This is a genomic window from Kitasatospora sp. NPDC059577, from assembly GCF_042735475.1.
GTDB lineage: Bacteria > Actinomycetota > Actinomycetes > Streptomycetales > Streptomycetaceae > Kitasatospora.
The window spans coordinates 214,169-227,238 of the sequence record NZ_JBHWBZ010000001.1 but is presented as its reverse complement, the minus strand read 5'-3'; the positions used below and the strand labels follow the sequence as shown (position 1 = coordinate 227,238).

At 72.8% G+C, this 13,070-nt stretch carries 16 protein-coding genes; 3 read left to right on the top strand and 13 right to left on the bottom strand.

The annotated features are described in order from the left end of the window. Positions 1–209, top strand: a 209-nt coding sequence (locus ACFV0O_RS01115) for a hypothetical protein (protein ID WP_380334537.1), incomplete at its 5' end; no start/stop codon positions are given. Between the two features lie 12 nt (positions 210–221). On the opposite strand, the gene ACFV0O_RS01110 is transcribed toward ACFV0O_RS01115, so the two are convergent. The 8 genes from ACFV0O_RS01110 to ACFV0O_RS01075 all read right to left on the bottom strand — a co-directional run bounded on the left by ACFV0O_RS01110 (position 222) and on the right by ACFV0O_RS01075 (position 6,695). Beyond that, positions 222–1,244, bottom strand: coding sequence for a chitinase (locus ACFV0O_RS01110; protein ID WP_380334534.1), 1,023 nt, complete (start codon positions 1,242–1,244; stop codon positions 222–224). 259 nt (positions 1,245–1,503) lie between these two features. Then, positions 1,504–2,121 (bottom strand): TetR/AcrR family transcriptional regulator, encoded by a 618-nt coding sequence (locus ACFV0O_RS01105; RefSeq protein WP_380334531.1) that lies wholly within the window; start codon positions 2,119–2,121, stop codon positions 1,504–1,506. After that, on the bottom strand, positions 2,118–2,480 hold the full coding sequence (locus tag ACFV0O_RS01100) for a DUF1304 domain-containing protein (RefSeq protein WP_360256407.1): 363 nt from the start codon (positions 2,478–2,480) through the stop codon (positions 2,118–2,120). Before ACFV0O_RS01100 ends, ACFV0O_RS01105 begins: the two co-directional genes overlap by 4 nt. Positions 2,481–2,890: 410 nt before the next feature. Continuing rightward, complete coding sequence (locus ACFV0O_RS01095) at positions 2,891–3,445, bottom strand: hypothetical protein (RefSeq protein WP_380334528.1); 555 nt, start codon at positions 3,443–3,445, stop codon at positions 2,891–2,893. 211 nt (positions 3,446–3,656) lie between these two features. After that, on the bottom strand, positions 3,657–4,697 hold the full coding sequence (locus ACFV0O_RS01090; protein WP_380334526.1) for an SMI1/KNR4 family protein: 1,041 nt from the start codon (positions 4,695–4,697) through the stop codon (positions 3,657–3,659). 117 nt (positions 4,698–4,814) lie between these two features. Continuing rightward, positions 4,815–5,507, bottom strand: a complete 693-nt coding sequence (locus ACFV0O_RS01085) for a hypothetical protein (RefSeq protein ID WP_380334524.1) — start codon at positions 5,505–5,507, stop codon at positions 4,815–4,817. Positions 5,508–5,673: 166 nt separating this feature from the next. Further along, complete coding sequence (locus ACFV0O_RS01080; protein ID WP_380334521.1) at positions 5,674–5,871, bottom strand: DUF397 domain-containing protein; 198 nt, start codon at positions 5,869–5,871, stop codon at positions 5,674–5,676. After that, positions 5,868–6,695 carry a Scr1 family TA system antitoxin-like transcriptional regulator gene (locus ACFV0O_RS01075; RefSeq protein ID WP_380334518.1) on the bottom strand — a complete coding sequence of 276 codons (828 nt, stop codon included), beginning with the start codon at positions 6,693–6,695 and terminating at the stop codon, positions 5,868–5,870. The genes ACFV0O_RS01080 and ACFV0O_RS01075 overlap by 4 nt, the downstream gene beginning before the upstream one ends. 102 nt (positions 6,696–6,797) lie before the next feature. Here ACFV0O_RS01075 and ACFV0O_RS01070 point away from each other — a divergent pair, with 102 nt between their 5' ends. Then, the gene (locus ACFV0O_RS01070) at positions 6,798–7,151 is read left to right on the top strand and encodes a hypothetical protein (protein WP_380334515.1); all 354 of its coding nucleotides are present in this window, start codon (positions 6,798–6,800) and stop codon (positions 7,149–7,151) included. Continuing rightward, positions 7,148–7,348: a hypothetical protein gene (locus ACFV0O_RS01065; RefSeq protein WP_380334513.1), complete on the top strand. Its 201-nt coding sequence runs from the start codon at positions 7,148–7,150 to the stop codon at positions 7,346–7,348. The genes ACFV0O_RS01070 and ACFV0O_RS01065 overlap by 4 nt, the downstream gene beginning before the upstream one ends. 94 nt (positions 7,349–7,442) lie before the next feature. Here ACFV0O_RS01065 and ACFV0O_RS01060 read toward each other — a convergent pair whose 3' ends face one another. The 5 genes from ACFV0O_RS01060 to ACFV0O_RS01040 all read right to left on the bottom strand — a co-directional run bounded on the left by ACFV0O_RS01060 (position 7,443) and on the right by ACFV0O_RS01040 (position 13,066). Continuing rightward, positions 7,443–8,291 carry an SDR family oxidoreductase gene (locus ACFV0O_RS01060; protein ID WP_380334510.1) on the bottom strand — a complete coding sequence of 283 codons (849 nt, stop codon included), beginning with the start codon at positions 8,289–8,291 and terminating at the stop codon, positions 7,443–7,445. A gap of 95 nt (positions 8,292–8,386) precedes the next feature. Beyond that, the gene (locus ACFV0O_RS01055; protein ID WP_380334508.1) at positions 8,387–10,000 is read right to left on the bottom strand and encodes an MDR family MFS transporter; all 1,614 of its coding nucleotides are present in this window, start codon (positions 9,998–10,000) and stop codon (positions 8,387–8,389) included. Positions 10,001–10,382: 382 nt separating this feature from the next. After that, positions 10,383–11,414 (bottom strand): CU044_5270 family protein, encoded by a 1,032-nt coding sequence (locus ACFV0O_RS01050; RefSeq protein WP_380334506.1) that lies wholly within the window; start codon positions 11,412–11,414, stop codon positions 10,383–10,385. Next, positions 11,411–12,040 carry an RNA polymerase sigma factor gene (locus tag ACFV0O_RS01045; RefSeq protein ID WP_380334504.1) on the bottom strand — a complete coding sequence of 210 codons (630 nt, stop codon included), beginning with the start codon at positions 12,038–12,040 and terminating at the stop codon, positions 11,411–11,413. Before ACFV0O_RS01045 ends, ACFV0O_RS01050 begins: the two co-directional genes overlap by 4 nt. A gap of 558 nt (positions 12,041–12,598) precedes the next feature. Next, positions 12,599–13,066: a hypothetical protein gene (locus ACFV0O_RS01040; RefSeq protein WP_380334502.1), complete on the bottom strand. Its 468-nt coding sequence runs from the start codon at positions 13,064–13,066 to the stop codon at positions 12,599–12,601. Positions 13,067–13,070 lie beyond the last annotated feature (4 nt).

The window sequence follows — 13,070 nt, the reverse complement described above, 5'->3', positions numbered from 1 at the left end:
ACCCCGCCCCAGCGCCCCCCCCCCGCCGCGCGGGCGCGCCGCCCCCCCCCGGCGCGCCGGCGGGGGGGGGGGCGCGCCCCCCCGCCCGGGCCGGCTTCCTGGACGGCCTCAACCTGGTGCTGCTGCTCGGCGGGCTGGTCAGCCTGGTGGGCGCCGTCCTCGCGCTCTGGCTGGTCCGGGAGCACCAGATCGACCGTCAGGAGCCCTGAGGCCGACGCGCCTCAGCCCCGGTACTGGACGACGATCCTGGTGAACTCGTACGGGGACTGCGCGACTCCGCTGCAGGCGTCGGCGTCCGTACCGGAGCCGCAGGCGCGGTCCCGGTTGACGGCCCAGAAGGCGAAGCGGGCGAGGTGGTGCTGCTTCGCGTACCCGAGGATGGTGCGGAAGTCGCCGGTGGTGACGGTCTCCCCCGCCTCGTCGGTCTTCCCGTTCATCGAGGAGACGCCGATGTGCCGGTACGCCGCGTCGTCGGTGTAGCCGTACGCGCTCTTGACCGCCGCCTTCAGCCCGTCCAGCGCGCTGACCGTCGCCTGGCCCATGCTGCCGCTGTGGCCGCCGAAGTCGAAGGGCATGATCACCCAGCCGTCGTTCGCCAGGCCCGCGGCCGCGCCCCGCTTGATGAGGTCCTTGCCGTTGGCGTCCGGGCCGGTGGGCGTGGTGCCCAGGGTGACGTAGGTGACGATGCCGGGGTTCTTCGTCTTGACGATCTTCAGCGCGTCGACCACCCGCTGACGGACCGTCGCGTTGCCGAACTCGGTGTTCTCGATGTCGATGTCGAGCGCCTTCAGCTTGTAGGCGTCGATCACCTTCTGGTACGCACCGGCCAGCGCGCCCGCGCTGGAACACTTCTCGCCGAGCTTGTTCCCGCTCCACCCCCCGACCGAGACCACGACGTCCCCGCCGGCCGCCCGGATCGACTTGATCGCGGCCTCGTCGGAACCGCCGGACAGCGCCCGGCTGCCGTCCCACGCCGGATTGCAGCCACCGTCGGACAGGACGAACGCCAGGGTGAACCACGTGACCCCGGCCGCCTTCATCACGTCGGTCGGCTTCTGCGGGTTGCCCCAGCCCAGGTACTCGTACGGCGCGGCGGCCATCCCGGGCACGGCCGCCGCGGCGGGCGCCGCCGTCGCGGAGGCCACGGGGGCCAGCAGGAGCGCGGCGGGCCCGAGGGCGGCGGCCAGCAGCGGGGCGGTGAGACGGACTCCGACGGTCGGGCGGACTCCGGTGGTCTTGCGCATGCCAACTCACTTTCGTCGATCCAGCGGGACGGTGACGGCAGGTCAGGGAGGCGCGAACGCCCGCGCGGACGGCGGCGGCCGGCCCGCGACGGGTGTCTCACAGGATCGGGGGCGGCGGGCTCCCCGGTCAACGATTTTCGTTAGGAAAGTTTCCCAATAGCGCCCGCCTCCGCCGCAGCGGCCCGCCCGGCCCGCTGCGGCACGCGCGTCCCGTCGCCCGGAGGCGCCGACCCTGAGGTGTCGCCTGACGCCCGGACCTTCAGAGCTGCGGCGTGCGGTGGAGCGAGATCAGCAGCCGCCAGACCTGGTGCGCGATCCGCTCCGGAGCCGCCTCGATCCGGCCGTGCAGCCAGTCCGCGAGCACCCCGGTGAAGGTGCCCGCCACGGCGGCAGCCACCAGATCGGGCTCCGGCGCGCCGGCCAGGGCCCGCTCGGTACGGCTGCGCTCGCGCAGGTCACGGGTGAGCACCAGGCCCAGCGGGCCGCCACCGCCCGGCGCCAGCAGGGCACGGTAGAGGGCTGCATGCGGGGCCAGTTCGGCGAAGAACCCGGTCAGCGCGGGCGGCGGGACCGCCGGATCGGGCACCCCGCGCCAGGCGTGCAGCGCGTCCACGGCCGCGCGGACCACGTCCGCGCAGGCGTCCACCGCCAGCGCCTCCAGGTCGGCGTAGTGCACGTAGAAGGTGGCCCGGCCGACCCCTGCCCGGCGCACCAGCGCGGCGACGTTGACCTCGGCCAGCGGGCGTTCCGCGCACTCCTCCAGCAGCGCTTGGCGCAGCGCGGCCCGGGTGCGCTCGGTCCGGGGATCCCGGGCGGCCCGGGAGTCCTGGGCGGGCCGGGGGTCGCGGGGGGACTCGGGGTCCCGGGCGGCGCTCATCCGGCGAGCAGGACGGCGCCGAGCGCGAGCGCGCCGGGCAGCGCCTGGGCCGCCAGGATGCGGCGGTTCGCGGTGGCGCCGCCGTACAGGCCGGCCACGACCACGCAGACCAGGAAGAAGAGCTGTGCCTGGTGGCCGGTCGAGCCCCCGGCGGCCAGGCCCCAGACGAGCCCGGCGGCGAGGAAGCCGTTGTAGAGGCCCTGGTTGGCGGCGAGCGGTGCGGTGGTGCGGGCGAGGGCGGCGTCGAAGCCGGACAGCTCCCGCCCCGGCCTGCGCTCCCACAGGAACATCTCCAGCACCAGGAAGTACCCGTGCAGGACGGCCACCAGGGCGACCAGGACATCGGCGGTCACGCGCATCATCGGCTCCAGACTTCATGGACAGGTGTCCAGAATAGCTGGACGCCTGTCCATGAAGTCCAGCCCGGCGTGCAAGGTGGCCGAAACCCGCCCGGGACGCCTGCCACCCTCCCGATCAGGTGCGACCGGGAGGCGGGCGACGGAACAGGACACGGGAGCCGCGCACGCAGACCGCGACGCAGGTCCACCGGGCGCCGGAACCCGGCCGCACCCGGGACGACGGGCCGGCGCGCGAGCACCGGGAGCGAGCCCCGGAACTCGCCGGCGAACAGGGCCGGATGGAACCGGTGCAGGCCCGGCCCGCACCCTGCCCCCGCCGACCCCGCCTACCCCGCCTACCCCGCCTACCCCGCTGACCGCGCTGACCGCGCTGACCGCGCTGACCGCGCCGACCCCGCCGGCCGGTCCGGTCAGCCGCTCCAGGACGTGGTCGAGGTGGTGGTCCCGGCCGGACCGCCCGAGCCGGTGACCCGGACGTCCGAGCCGCTCGTCCGCACACCCGGCGCCGGCGTACCACCCGGCCCACCGGCCGAGGTACGCGGCGCGGCCGAGCCCGCGGAGACCGCCGGGACATGGTGCGCAGCGGTGGTCCGACGCGCGGCGGGGGCACGGGTCACGGCCGGGGACTCGTCGCCGCCCGGCACGACCCGCTCGATCCGCAGCACCAGGTTGCGGTCCTGACGATCGCCCGCCGTATCACGGTTGCGACTGTGCACGACCTGCGTGAGCACACCCCGGATCTCCTGCCAACGACCCTGCACCGCACGGATGTTGGGGCACCAGTCGCCCAAGTGGCGGTGCTCCAGGTCGAGCTGCCAGCTCTCCGCGTCGACGAGGTGGACGGCGCCGACCTCCCCGGCAAGCTCCACCGGCGCCGCGCCCCGGACCGTCACCACCGCCCGCTGCGGGAACCGCCCCTCCACCGCCGTCACCGTGATCCGGCTCGGCCCCTGGTACCAGGCCATCGCTGTCCTCCCGCATCCGTCCTCGGGCCGGCTGCCGCCCGGCCCCACCCCGTAGCACGGACGGCACCCCCTCCCGGGTTCGACCGGCCCCGCCCCGGACTGAACCCGGCACGCACCACGTCCGTTCAACGGGGCGACTCCCGGCCCGCACACCGCTGCGGCCGCCCGGGAGCCGGCCCTACGGGACACGCCGTCACCCTGTCCGGTACGGCTACCCGTCCTCCCCGGCCACGGCGGCCAGTTCGTGGAGCAGTGCGGCGACCGCGGCGTCCGTGAAGCGGTAGCCGTCGTCGCCGGTCCCGACGAGGCGGCCCGAGGCGGTACGGGAGTTCCACCACTCTTCGAGGAAGGCAGAGGCGTACCCGCCGGTGCGGAAGCCGTACGGCTCGGCCGCGGGGCCGAAGCCGGCGACCATGAGCGGGAACCGCGGCCGCGCGTAGGACCGCTCGTCCTGCGGGGGCAACCCGAGGTACCAGGCAAGGGCGTCGACCCGGTTGAAGCTGGTGAACAGCCAGAACAGGTAGTCGTACATGAGCATCGAGCGCGGGTCGGCGTGCAGGGAGAAGTGCCCCTTGTCGTGCACGACCGCCTCGGCGAGTGCCCGCAGCCGCCGGTCCGCGTCGGGCAGCACGTCCGCGACCTCGCGGAACGCCCGCAGCAGGACCGGGGAGAAGCTGCCGTCGCGCACCGTGGCCAGGGCGGCAAGCCGGTCCTGCTCCGAGGTGTCGTAGACGGACTCGTCGACCAGGCCCGTGACGAACGCCTCGAAGTTCTCGGCGAGCAGGGTGATCGCGAAGTCGTTCTCCTGGTCGACGTGCACCACCGTCGGCTCACCGTGCCGGCCGCACGCGCGGTAGTCGAGGGCGAGCATGTCGTGGCCCGCCGACGGGGTGTCGGCGAAGTAGACACCGATGTCGGGGTACCCCCAGATGTCGATCCAGAACAGGCTGCCGAACTCGCCGCCGAGCGACTGCGGCCGCACCCGCCCGATGCCCCGGATGCCGGTGATCTCGACGTAATCCTCGGCCAAGGAGTTCGGCTCGGCCAGGGGGAAGCAGGTGCGGGTCGGAATGCCGCCGTTGTGCGCGGTCATCAGCGCGACGTAGGAGTCCGGCAGGCGGTACCCGCCGAGCTCGACCTCCAACGCCTCGACCGACTCCCGCGAGGGCGGCGCCTCCTCCACGTACGCCCTGAGCGCGTAGGCGGAATCGTCCCAGAACCCGGTCACGTCGAAGCCCTCGAAGTGTCCCACCGCACCCTCCCGTGCCCAGTCGTCCGGCGATTGTACGTTCGACTCCCGGACGTCCCGGACGTCCCGGACGTCCCGGACATCCCCGGCGACCTCGGCGACCTCGGCAACCTCGCAGGCTCAGCAGCCACCCCCGCCGGTCGAACCGCCGTGCCCGATCGCGCCCCACCAGCCGTCGCCCGCCGACCGCTTCGAGACCGGGGGCGGGGGCGGCGGCTCGGGGCGCTGCCGGTGGCGGACGTGCAGGTCCACCGTCACGGTCGGGGAGAGGGCCTCGTACAGCTCGCGGTGGAGTGCGGTGGCGTCGGTGTCCTGCGGCAGGGACTGCTGGGGGAGTTCGCCGCGCCCCAGCACCACGGTCACCGTGACGGTGACGGACCTCGGACGCGGGTCGCCGTCGTACGGCTCCTCGATGGAGTGGTCGATCAGGATCCGACGCACCTCGGTGATCGGCATCGGCCGGTCTGCCCGGGCACCCCGGACGAGGACGACCGTGGCCGGCCCGGTGCAGGGCGAGAAGCGAAGCCGGTGCACGTGACGGAAGATCGCACGGACCAGCAGCACCCACCCGACGACCGCGCCCGCCCCACCGATGATCCCGGCCGCCGCCCACACCGGGCCCCACCCGGTGCCGGCGAACAGCATGACGATGTAGAGGGGGAGGGAGACGAACACGCTGAGCAGGAACAGCACCGGCACCGCGATCCCGGCCTGGAGCGAAGCCGTGAGAGCGTACCGGAGCGAGCCGCCCCGCTCCGCGAGAACCAGGTCGAGCACGTCCGGGTTCGAACGGTCCATCAGAACTCGCTGCATGAAGCAACGGTAGAAGCGTGCGGAGCGCCGCGGAAGTACGTGCAGGACGATCGCTTCGAACGGACAGGAAGGCGGGGCCCTGACCACCGTACGTGTTCACAACGGTCGCCGCCCGCAACGACGCACACCGCCCCGGCCACCCGGCCGGGGCGGTGCATTCCTCTGTTCAGACGGCGCCGAACTCCCCATCGAGGACGGCCGAAACGAAGGCCGACCAGGCACCGACCGGGAAGACCAGCACCGGCCCCTCGTGATCCTTCGAGTCCCGAACGGGCACCCGCCCGGGGATGTCGGACGAGACCTCAACGCAATCGCCGCCGTTGCTGCTGTACGAGGATTTGAACCATCGAGGTTCGGCGGTCACGGCAGTTCCTCCCTTAGCTGGCTGATCAGTGCCACAGACTCCGACTGTGAGAGTGCAAGGGCCTGCAGCTGATAGTAGGCCGTGAGCGTAGGCCGGACCGCGTCGCTGTCCCGCTCCAAGTGCCCCTGCTGCGCAGACTCTGCGTAGGACATCAGGGAGCGGTTGGCGAGAGTAAGGATGTTCACCGGAAGGTCGAACGGCCTCGCTTCGCCCACCGCGTATGGCGTCACCTGAAGCATCGTGTGTGGCAGCTTCGCGAACTCCGCCAGATGGTCAAGCTGCGCGGCCATCACCTCGGAGCCACCGACCGGGCGGCGGATGCTGCTCTCATCCAGTACGACGTGGATCACCGGCGACGGCTCCCGGCGGAGGTTCTCCTGTCGGCGGGCCAAGTACGCCACCCGCTCGTCAGCCTGCTGCTGAGTGATGCTGTCCCGTTCGACGGCCGCCGCCGCAATGGCACGCGCATAGGCCGTGGTTTGGAGCAGGCCCGGAATGATACCGAGCGTGAACAGTCGCACCTCGGCAGCCTTCGACTCCTGCGCGACGTAATCGGGGAACCCTTCGAGCAGCGCCGAGTCCTTCAGATCGAGCGCCTTCCGTACGAAGACCCGTTCCAGCCCAAAAGCCTTGTCAAGTTCGCGAGCCAGACGCGAAGTTGGGGGGCGACGGCCAGTTTCCACAGCTGACACATGCGTCGGCGAATAGCCGATGCCAAGCGCCAAGTCCTCCTGGGTCCACCCTCGTTCCTCTCGCAAACTGCGGAGAAACATGCCGAACTTCGCCGAAGGGCCAGAGTCCGGGGCCAGCTCGACCTTGTTCACAGACACCTCTCCAGGCACGTCTGACAGGTTGAAGGGATCCCAAGCCTAGAGGACAGTTGGCGCTCCCGGTAGTCGTTTCACTACGGAGAGGAGTGGGCGTTGATGCTGCGCCAGCCCCGAGTTGTGGGCTCCCCCAGGGCCATCGAGCGTTTCCCGGTGGTGATCTACCTCGCCAAGAGGAGTGTCGCCTTCCCCGAGGTGGAGATGCGGAGTTGTGAGGACTACGCGCTCGCCTTCGGGTGGGAGGTCTCCCTGACCGTCGTGGACGACGAGACGGACAAGTGTCCCGAGCAGCGCCCCCTGCTCCTGGCCGCCCTGCAGACGATCACGGACAGGACCGCCGGTGCGATCCTGATCGCGTCCAAGGCGACCGTCTCGCCCCTCGACGGCGAGTTCGACGCCTTCGCCCGGCAGGTCGGGAAGGCCGGCGGGTTCGTCCAGGTGACCCGCCGGTGAGCGCCGAACCGACCCACCCGCCCAAGCGGTACGAGATCCGCCTGATCGACGCCAGGAGCCCGCACTTCTACATGCTGGAATGCTGGGCCCTCTGGGACCTCGACCACCACCGGTACGTCCGCATCCCGGGCTCCTCGGACCGGATCAGACGCTTCTACACCCTCGACTCCGCCGAGTCCCGCCTCCGCTCCCTCTGATCCACCCGGGGGAACACGTCGCCCTCCCTCGGCACGGGGCTGGTGCGGCCAGGACGTCCCGGCCGCACCGGCCCCGTGCCGTGTGCGGATCGGCTCAGCCGAAGATGTGGATGTTCTCGTCGACCCAGGTGCGCAGGGGCAACGGCGCCGTGCCGGTGATCCGCTCGACGGAGTCGGAGACGTGCCAGTCCCAGGCAGCGGACTGCCGCTTGAGTTCGAGCAGGGCCGCGAGGCGCGGGCCGCCCCAGCCGAGGCGGTCGAACTCCGCCTGGGTCTCGGCGGCGGTGCGCTCGACGACGGCGACCTCCTGGCCGAGTACCTGGCCGATGATCTCGCCCTGCCGCTGCGGGCTGAGCGCCTCACCGCCGGTCAGGGTGTAGGCCCGGCCCTGGTGGCCGGAGGTGGTGAGCACCTCGGCCGCGACCGCGGCGATGTCGCGCGGGTGGATCATGGCGGAGACCGGGTCGCCCTCGGTCACGTACATGGTCCGCTCCTTGGCGATGGTGTCGGCGTAGCCGTGGAGGTAGACCATGAAGGTGCCGGGGCGCAGGACCGTCCAGCCGAGGCCGGACTCCCGGATGACCTGCTCGCCGGCACGGTGGCCGGAGGTGAGCGGGTCGGTGGCGCCGAAGCCGACGCCGCTGGTGGAGAGCTTGACCAGGTGCCGCACTCCGGCCTCGCGGGAGGCGGCGACGAGGGCGGCCTCCTGGACCGGGCCTTCGGGGCCGTAACCCGGCGGGACGACGAAGACCCGGTCGACGCCCGCGAGCGCCGCAGGCAGGGTCTCCGGCTTGTCGAAGTCACCGGCGACGACCTCGACGCCGGTGGGGAAGGTCGCCTTCCCGGGCGACCGGGTCATGGCCCGCACCGGCACGCCGTCGGCGGCGAGCCGGGCGGTGAGTGCGCTGCCGACGTTGCCGGTGGCGCCAGTGATGAGGATCATGCGTGTGCTCCTTGTCAGGGGTGTGCCGCACGGTGGGCACCGGGCGGGGAGGCCACTCGTCGAGTGGCGTGTCAGGAAGTGCGCCGGGCGGTGCGTCAGGAGGTGCTGCGGGCGGGCGAGCCGGAGTCGGCGGCCGGGGACCCTTCCGGCGCCGTCGGCTCGGTCGGCGCCGTCGGCTCGGTCGGCGCGGGTCGGCCGGCGAGCCTGATGTCCTTGAGGAACAGCGAGGCCACGAGTCCGATCAGGGCGATCGGGACGACCGCGTGGAAGACGACGCGCAGCGAGTCCGCGTAGACGCCCGCGAGTTCGAGCCGCAGCGGGGCGGGCAGCGTGCCGACGAACCGGGGCGACAGGGAGTCGTCCCGGTCGATGTGCACACCGGACCTGTCGAGGCGGTCGAGTCCGCTGCCGAGCCGGCCGGTCGTGACGGCCGCGAAGAACGAGACACCGAGCGCGGTGCCGAGCTGGCGCACGAGGGTCGCGGTGCCCTGGACGGCACCGATGTCCCGCACGCCGGCGGTGTTGCGGGCGGCGAGGGTGAGGGCCTGCGAGTTGAGGCCGCCGGCGGCACCGAACAGCAGCAGGTAGACGACGGCGAGCAGCGGAGGGGTCGAGGGCCCGGCCGTCGAGAACAGCACCGCGGTGACGGCGAAGACGGCCATGCTGAGCACCGGGAACCAGCGGTACGAGCCGGTGCGGCCGATGACCCTGGTGCTGACGTAGGAGGCCAGGACCACGGCGAGCATCATCGCGGTGAGGGCGAAGCCGGATTCCCGGACGTCGAGGGTGAGGACCGTCTGCAGCCACAGCACCAGGTAGTTGATCAGTCCGAGGCCGACGAAGCCGGAGACGAAGCCGATGACGACGACGGTGGCGAAGGTCCGGTCGGCGAACAGCCGCAGTGGGATCACCGGGTCGGTGGCGCGGCGCTGCGACAGGATGAAGAGCGCCGTGGCGATGACCGTTCCGGCGCCGAGGCCGACGGTGACCGGGGAGGTCCAGGCACGGTCGACGCCGGCCCGGCCGGTGAAGAGGTTGAGGCCGACGATCGCCAGGACGAGGAGGATCACTCCGCCGTAGTCGAGGTGTGCCTGCCGGCGGCGGGCGGGCAGGTCCAGAGCCGAGGAGAGGACCAGCAGGACGATCGCGCCGACGGGCAGGTTGACGAAGAACACCCAACGCCAGTCGGCGAGTTCGGTGAGGATGCCGCCGAGGGCGGGGCCGGTCAGCGAAGCGGCTCCGAAGGTGACGGAGAACCAGCCGTAGTACCGGGCGCCTTCACGCGGCGGGAACATCTCGCCGATGACCGCGAGCACGCAGATGAACAGGCCGCCGCTGCCGATGCCCTGGAGGACGCGGAAGGCGACGAGCTGACCCATCGTCTGTGCCAGTCCGCACAGGGCGGATCCGAGCAGGAACACGGCCATCGATGCCATGAGGACGCGTTTGCGTCCGAAGAGATCGCCGAGCTTGCCGGACACGGGCACGGCGGCGCTGCCACCGATGAGGTAACCGGTGGTGACCCAGGCGAACCGGTCGAGTCCGCCGAGGTCGCCGACCACGCGGGGCAGCACCGTGGCGACGATCTGGGTGTCGAGCAGGGAGAGGAAGACCGCGGCCATCAGGGTCAGCACGACCACGTTGGTCCTGGCCGGGGAGGCGGGTGCGGCGGATGCGCCGACGGCAGGCTCGGAGGAGCGGGAGGACATGGGGAAGCCTTGTCATCGAGGAGCGGCGCCGCGGTGCGGCGCATCGCCCGAAGTGGGAGCACGCGTAACGAACTCGCTGAAGAACGCTGCTTGCTACGGCAGCGGAGATGGGGTGGTCGGATCCTGTGCCCGACTCCGGCCTTCATCGGCCCTCTCGACCGTCGATCAGTCCTCAACGGACGTGTCGATCGCGGTCCTTCGCAGATCGTTCGGCTTCTCGCCACTCCTTCCGTGTCGATGGCAGACGTCGCCGACGCTAGCGGAAGGCGCGCGAACGGCGCAACCCACATAAAGTCGCTGCGGCGGAACGCCGTGGCGCCCGATCCGGGTCACCACGGCGTCTTCCCGCGTCGAACGTACCGACCGTGCGTGCGTGCGGGGTTCAGCCCTTGGGGCTGTCGCCCGCGTGGTCGACGATGCCCGCGGCGAGGACGGCCGTGGCGTAGTCGTACCCCTTGCCGTTGCCGGCGCCCGGGGACGGGGTGCCGGTGGGCGGGAGGCCGTCCGGGCCGGCGGGCGGGAGGTCGGCGAGCAGCACCTCGCGCAGGCCGAGGAACGCGCCGGTGTCCTTGTCGAAGATCAGGGACACCCGCATGGTGCCGTTGGTGCCGACCACCGCGACGCCGTGTCGGCCGTTCGCGTCGGCCTCGTCCGCGACCACGGAGGTGCCGGGGATCTTCGCGGCCGCCTGCATGAGCGCGCCCGCGACGGCCGGTGGCGCCGAGACGTTCTGGAAGATCATCTGGATGTCCCCGAAGGCGATCTGGTTGCGCAGCTTCGGCGTCATCTGCATTCCCGCCACCGCGTTGGAGCGGTCGGCGGCGAGCAGCTGCTGCAGGAGCTGCTGCGGGTCCGTGGGCAGCCGGGAGACGAACTCGTAGGTCGGGACGTCGAAGCCGGCCGACCGGTGGGCCCCGGGCCGGTCCGACAGGGCGGCGTGCCAGGTGGTGCGTCCGTCGCCCATGGTCGGGTCCACGATCAGGCCCTCCGACCTGCCGTCGACCGAGAGCCACGACGAGCGCTCGTGCACGGGCTGGCGGGCGCCGTCCTGGATCTCCCGCGAGTACACGAACTGCGCGTTCCCGGCCGCGGGGGCCGGACGGCTCGCGACGGCCTTCGCGGCCCGGCTGAGCAGCCCGGCGGGATCGGTCGGCTCCGGCAGGGGTGTGCCCGTCGCCGGCGTCGGCGTCGCCGCCGAGGACGCCGGGGCCGCCGGTGCGGTGGCGCCGTGGTGCCCGCCGGGGACGACCAGGGTGACGGCCGCCAGCGCGCCGACCGCCAGCGGGGCGGCGACCAGCCAGACCAGCCTCCTCCGCGGCCTCGGTGCCTTCGCGTCCATGGCGATCTCACGCATCAGGTGCTCCCTCAGAAGACGTCGGCGGTCGGCGGAGAGCGTCTCGTGCGGGTTGTTCATCGGATGTCCTCCTGCATCGACCGGGCGGCACCGAAGCCGCCACCCCGTACCTGTCCGACGGCGGCAGCCGGTTCCCGGCCCTCCGTCAGTTCGTCCTCCGCGAGCGAGCGCAGCCGGGCCCGGGCCCGGGAGAGGCGGGAGCGGACGGTGCCGACCGGCACCCCGAGGGCCTGCGCGGCCGACGCGTAGTCGAGCCCCACCCACACGCACAGCCGGAACACCTCGCGCTCGGACCGGCGCAGGCCGGGCAGGGCGCGGCGCACCGCGGCGAGTCGGTCGCCGTCGTCGATCCGGGAGACCAGCTCGTCGGCGAAGTCCGGTACGGGCTCCCGCTCGGCGAGGCGAGAGATCGCCGCCCGGTGCCGCCGGGCCGCCCGCGCGGTGTTGCGCAGCACGTTGGTGGCGATCCCGAACACCCAGGGCCGCAGGTCGTCGTCACCTTCGTGGAGCTTCCCGCGCAGCCGCCAGGCCTCCAGGAAGGTCAGCGACACCACGTCCTCGGCGGCCGCCCAGTCTCCCAGGGTGCGCAGCGCGTAGCCGTACACGGCCGGGGCGTGCTCGTCGAAGAGTTCGCCGAGCGCGTCCTGGTCCCCGGCGCGCAATCGCGCGCGTTGTGACAGTTCCATGTCCACCCCTGTCCGCTCGCCTCCCGGAGTTCCCTGTGAACCGGGTCACGTGACGTCGTGCCACCGAGGCGCACGATGCGGGCGGTGACGCGCGCCGCCCGCTGATGTCCGAACTCCTCGAACCGATCTTCCGGGTCACCTGCTTCTCCCGACGAGTCGGTCGCCGAGCTCGAACCCGTCACCGCGACGCCGGTGACCGGCACGGTCGCGGAGTCCCGTGCCGCGGGGTCGCGGTGACGGGCGGCGGCTGGCGGGAGGCGGCTGACGGGAGGACGGACAAGGTGAACAGCCGGACACCGGTCAGCGTCGTCGTCCTCGACCGGACCCCGCCGGGCCGGTGGCGCCGGCCCGGCCGCCGTGCGCCCCGGGTCCTCGCCCTGACGGGAACAACGTCCCGGCCACCGGCGACGTCCGCCCGACGGCCGGGCCGGGCCGGGCCCGATCCGCGTCGGAGCGCGCGGGCCCCGTCGGGGCCGACGGGGGCGTCGGGAGCCCGCGCGCTCCGACGGGAGCCGGCAGGGTCCGACGGCGTCCACGCGCACTCCGCCGGACGGATCCTCAGGGGCGGCCCGTGAGAGCGGCGGTGAGCCGCTGGACGCCGTCCTCACCGAAGCGTCGCACCAGGACGGCTACCCATCCGGCCAGCTCGACGCGCTCGCGCTCGGTCCAGGTCGGGGCCGAGGGGTGCTCGTCGACCACCAGGACACGGGCCAGCACCAGTTCGTCGGTGCCCGGCACCGGCCGGGCCCGCCCCGACACCCCGTGCAGGGCCAGCCGCCGGGCCGTGGTGACGACCTCGCGGGCCCCGGCCCGGGGTACGGTCCAGCCGGGCGGGAGCGCCCGTGCGGGCTGCGCCGGGGTGCCGGACGGGCCTGTGGCAGGGTCGGCCGCCGGTTCGGCGTCCCCCGCCAGCCAGGCCGCGATCAGCCGACGTGCCGCCGCCTCGTCGTCCTGGCCGGGCCCTCCCCCACCGTCCGCCGTGGCTGCCAGTCTCTCGCCGTCGCCGTCCACCGCCGTGGTCACCATCGGA

Excerpts from the sequence above, each read along its gene's own strand:
- ACFV0O_RS01110 (WP_380334534.1), bottom strand. The coding sequence starts at position 1,244 with ATGCGCAAGACCACCGGAGTCCGCCCGACCGTCGGAGTCCGTCTCACC.
- ACFV0O_RS01105 (WP_380334531.1), bottom strand. The coding sequence starts at position 2,121 with ATGAGCGCCGCCCGGGACCCCGAGTCCCCCCGCGACCCCCGGCCCGCC.
- ACFV0O_RS01100 (WP_360256407.1), bottom strand. The coding sequence starts at position 2,480 with ATGCGCGTGACCGCCGATGTCCTGGTCGCCCTGGTGGCCGTCCTGCAC.
- ACFV0O_RS01095 (WP_380334528.1), bottom strand. The coding sequence starts at position 3,445 with ATGGCCTGGTACCAGGGGCCGAGCCGGATCACGGTGACGGCGGTGGAG.
- ACFV0O_RS01085 (WP_380334524.1), bottom strand. The coding sequence starts at position 5,507 with ATGCAGCGAGTTCTGATGGACCGTTCGAACCCGGACGTGCTCGACCTG.
- ACFV0O_RS01070 (WP_380334515.1), top strand. The coding sequence starts at position 6,798 with ATGCTGCGCCAGCCCCGAGTTGTGGGCTCCCCCAGGGCCATCGAGCGT.
- ACFV0O_RS01060 (WP_380334510.1), bottom strand. The coding sequence starts at position 8,291 with ATGATCCTCATCACTGGCGCCACCGGCAACGTCGGCAGCGCACTCACC.
- ACFV0O_RS01055 (WP_380334508.1), bottom strand. The coding sequence starts at position 10,000 with ATGTCCTCCCGCTCCTCCGAGCCTGCCGTCGGCGCATCCGCCGCACCC.
- ACFV0O_RS01050 (WP_380334506.1), bottom strand. The coding sequence starts at position 11,414 with ATGAACAACCCGCACGAGACGCTCTCCGCCGACCGCCGACGTCTTCTG.
- ACFV0O_RS01045 (WP_380334504.1), bottom strand. The coding sequence starts at position 12,040 with ATGGAACTGTCACAACGCGCGCGATTGCGCGCCGGGGACCAGGACGCG.
- ACFV0O_RS01040 (WP_380334502.1), bottom strand. The coding sequence starts at position 13,066 with ATGGTGACCACGGCGGTGGACGGCGACGGCGAGAGACTGGCAGCCACG.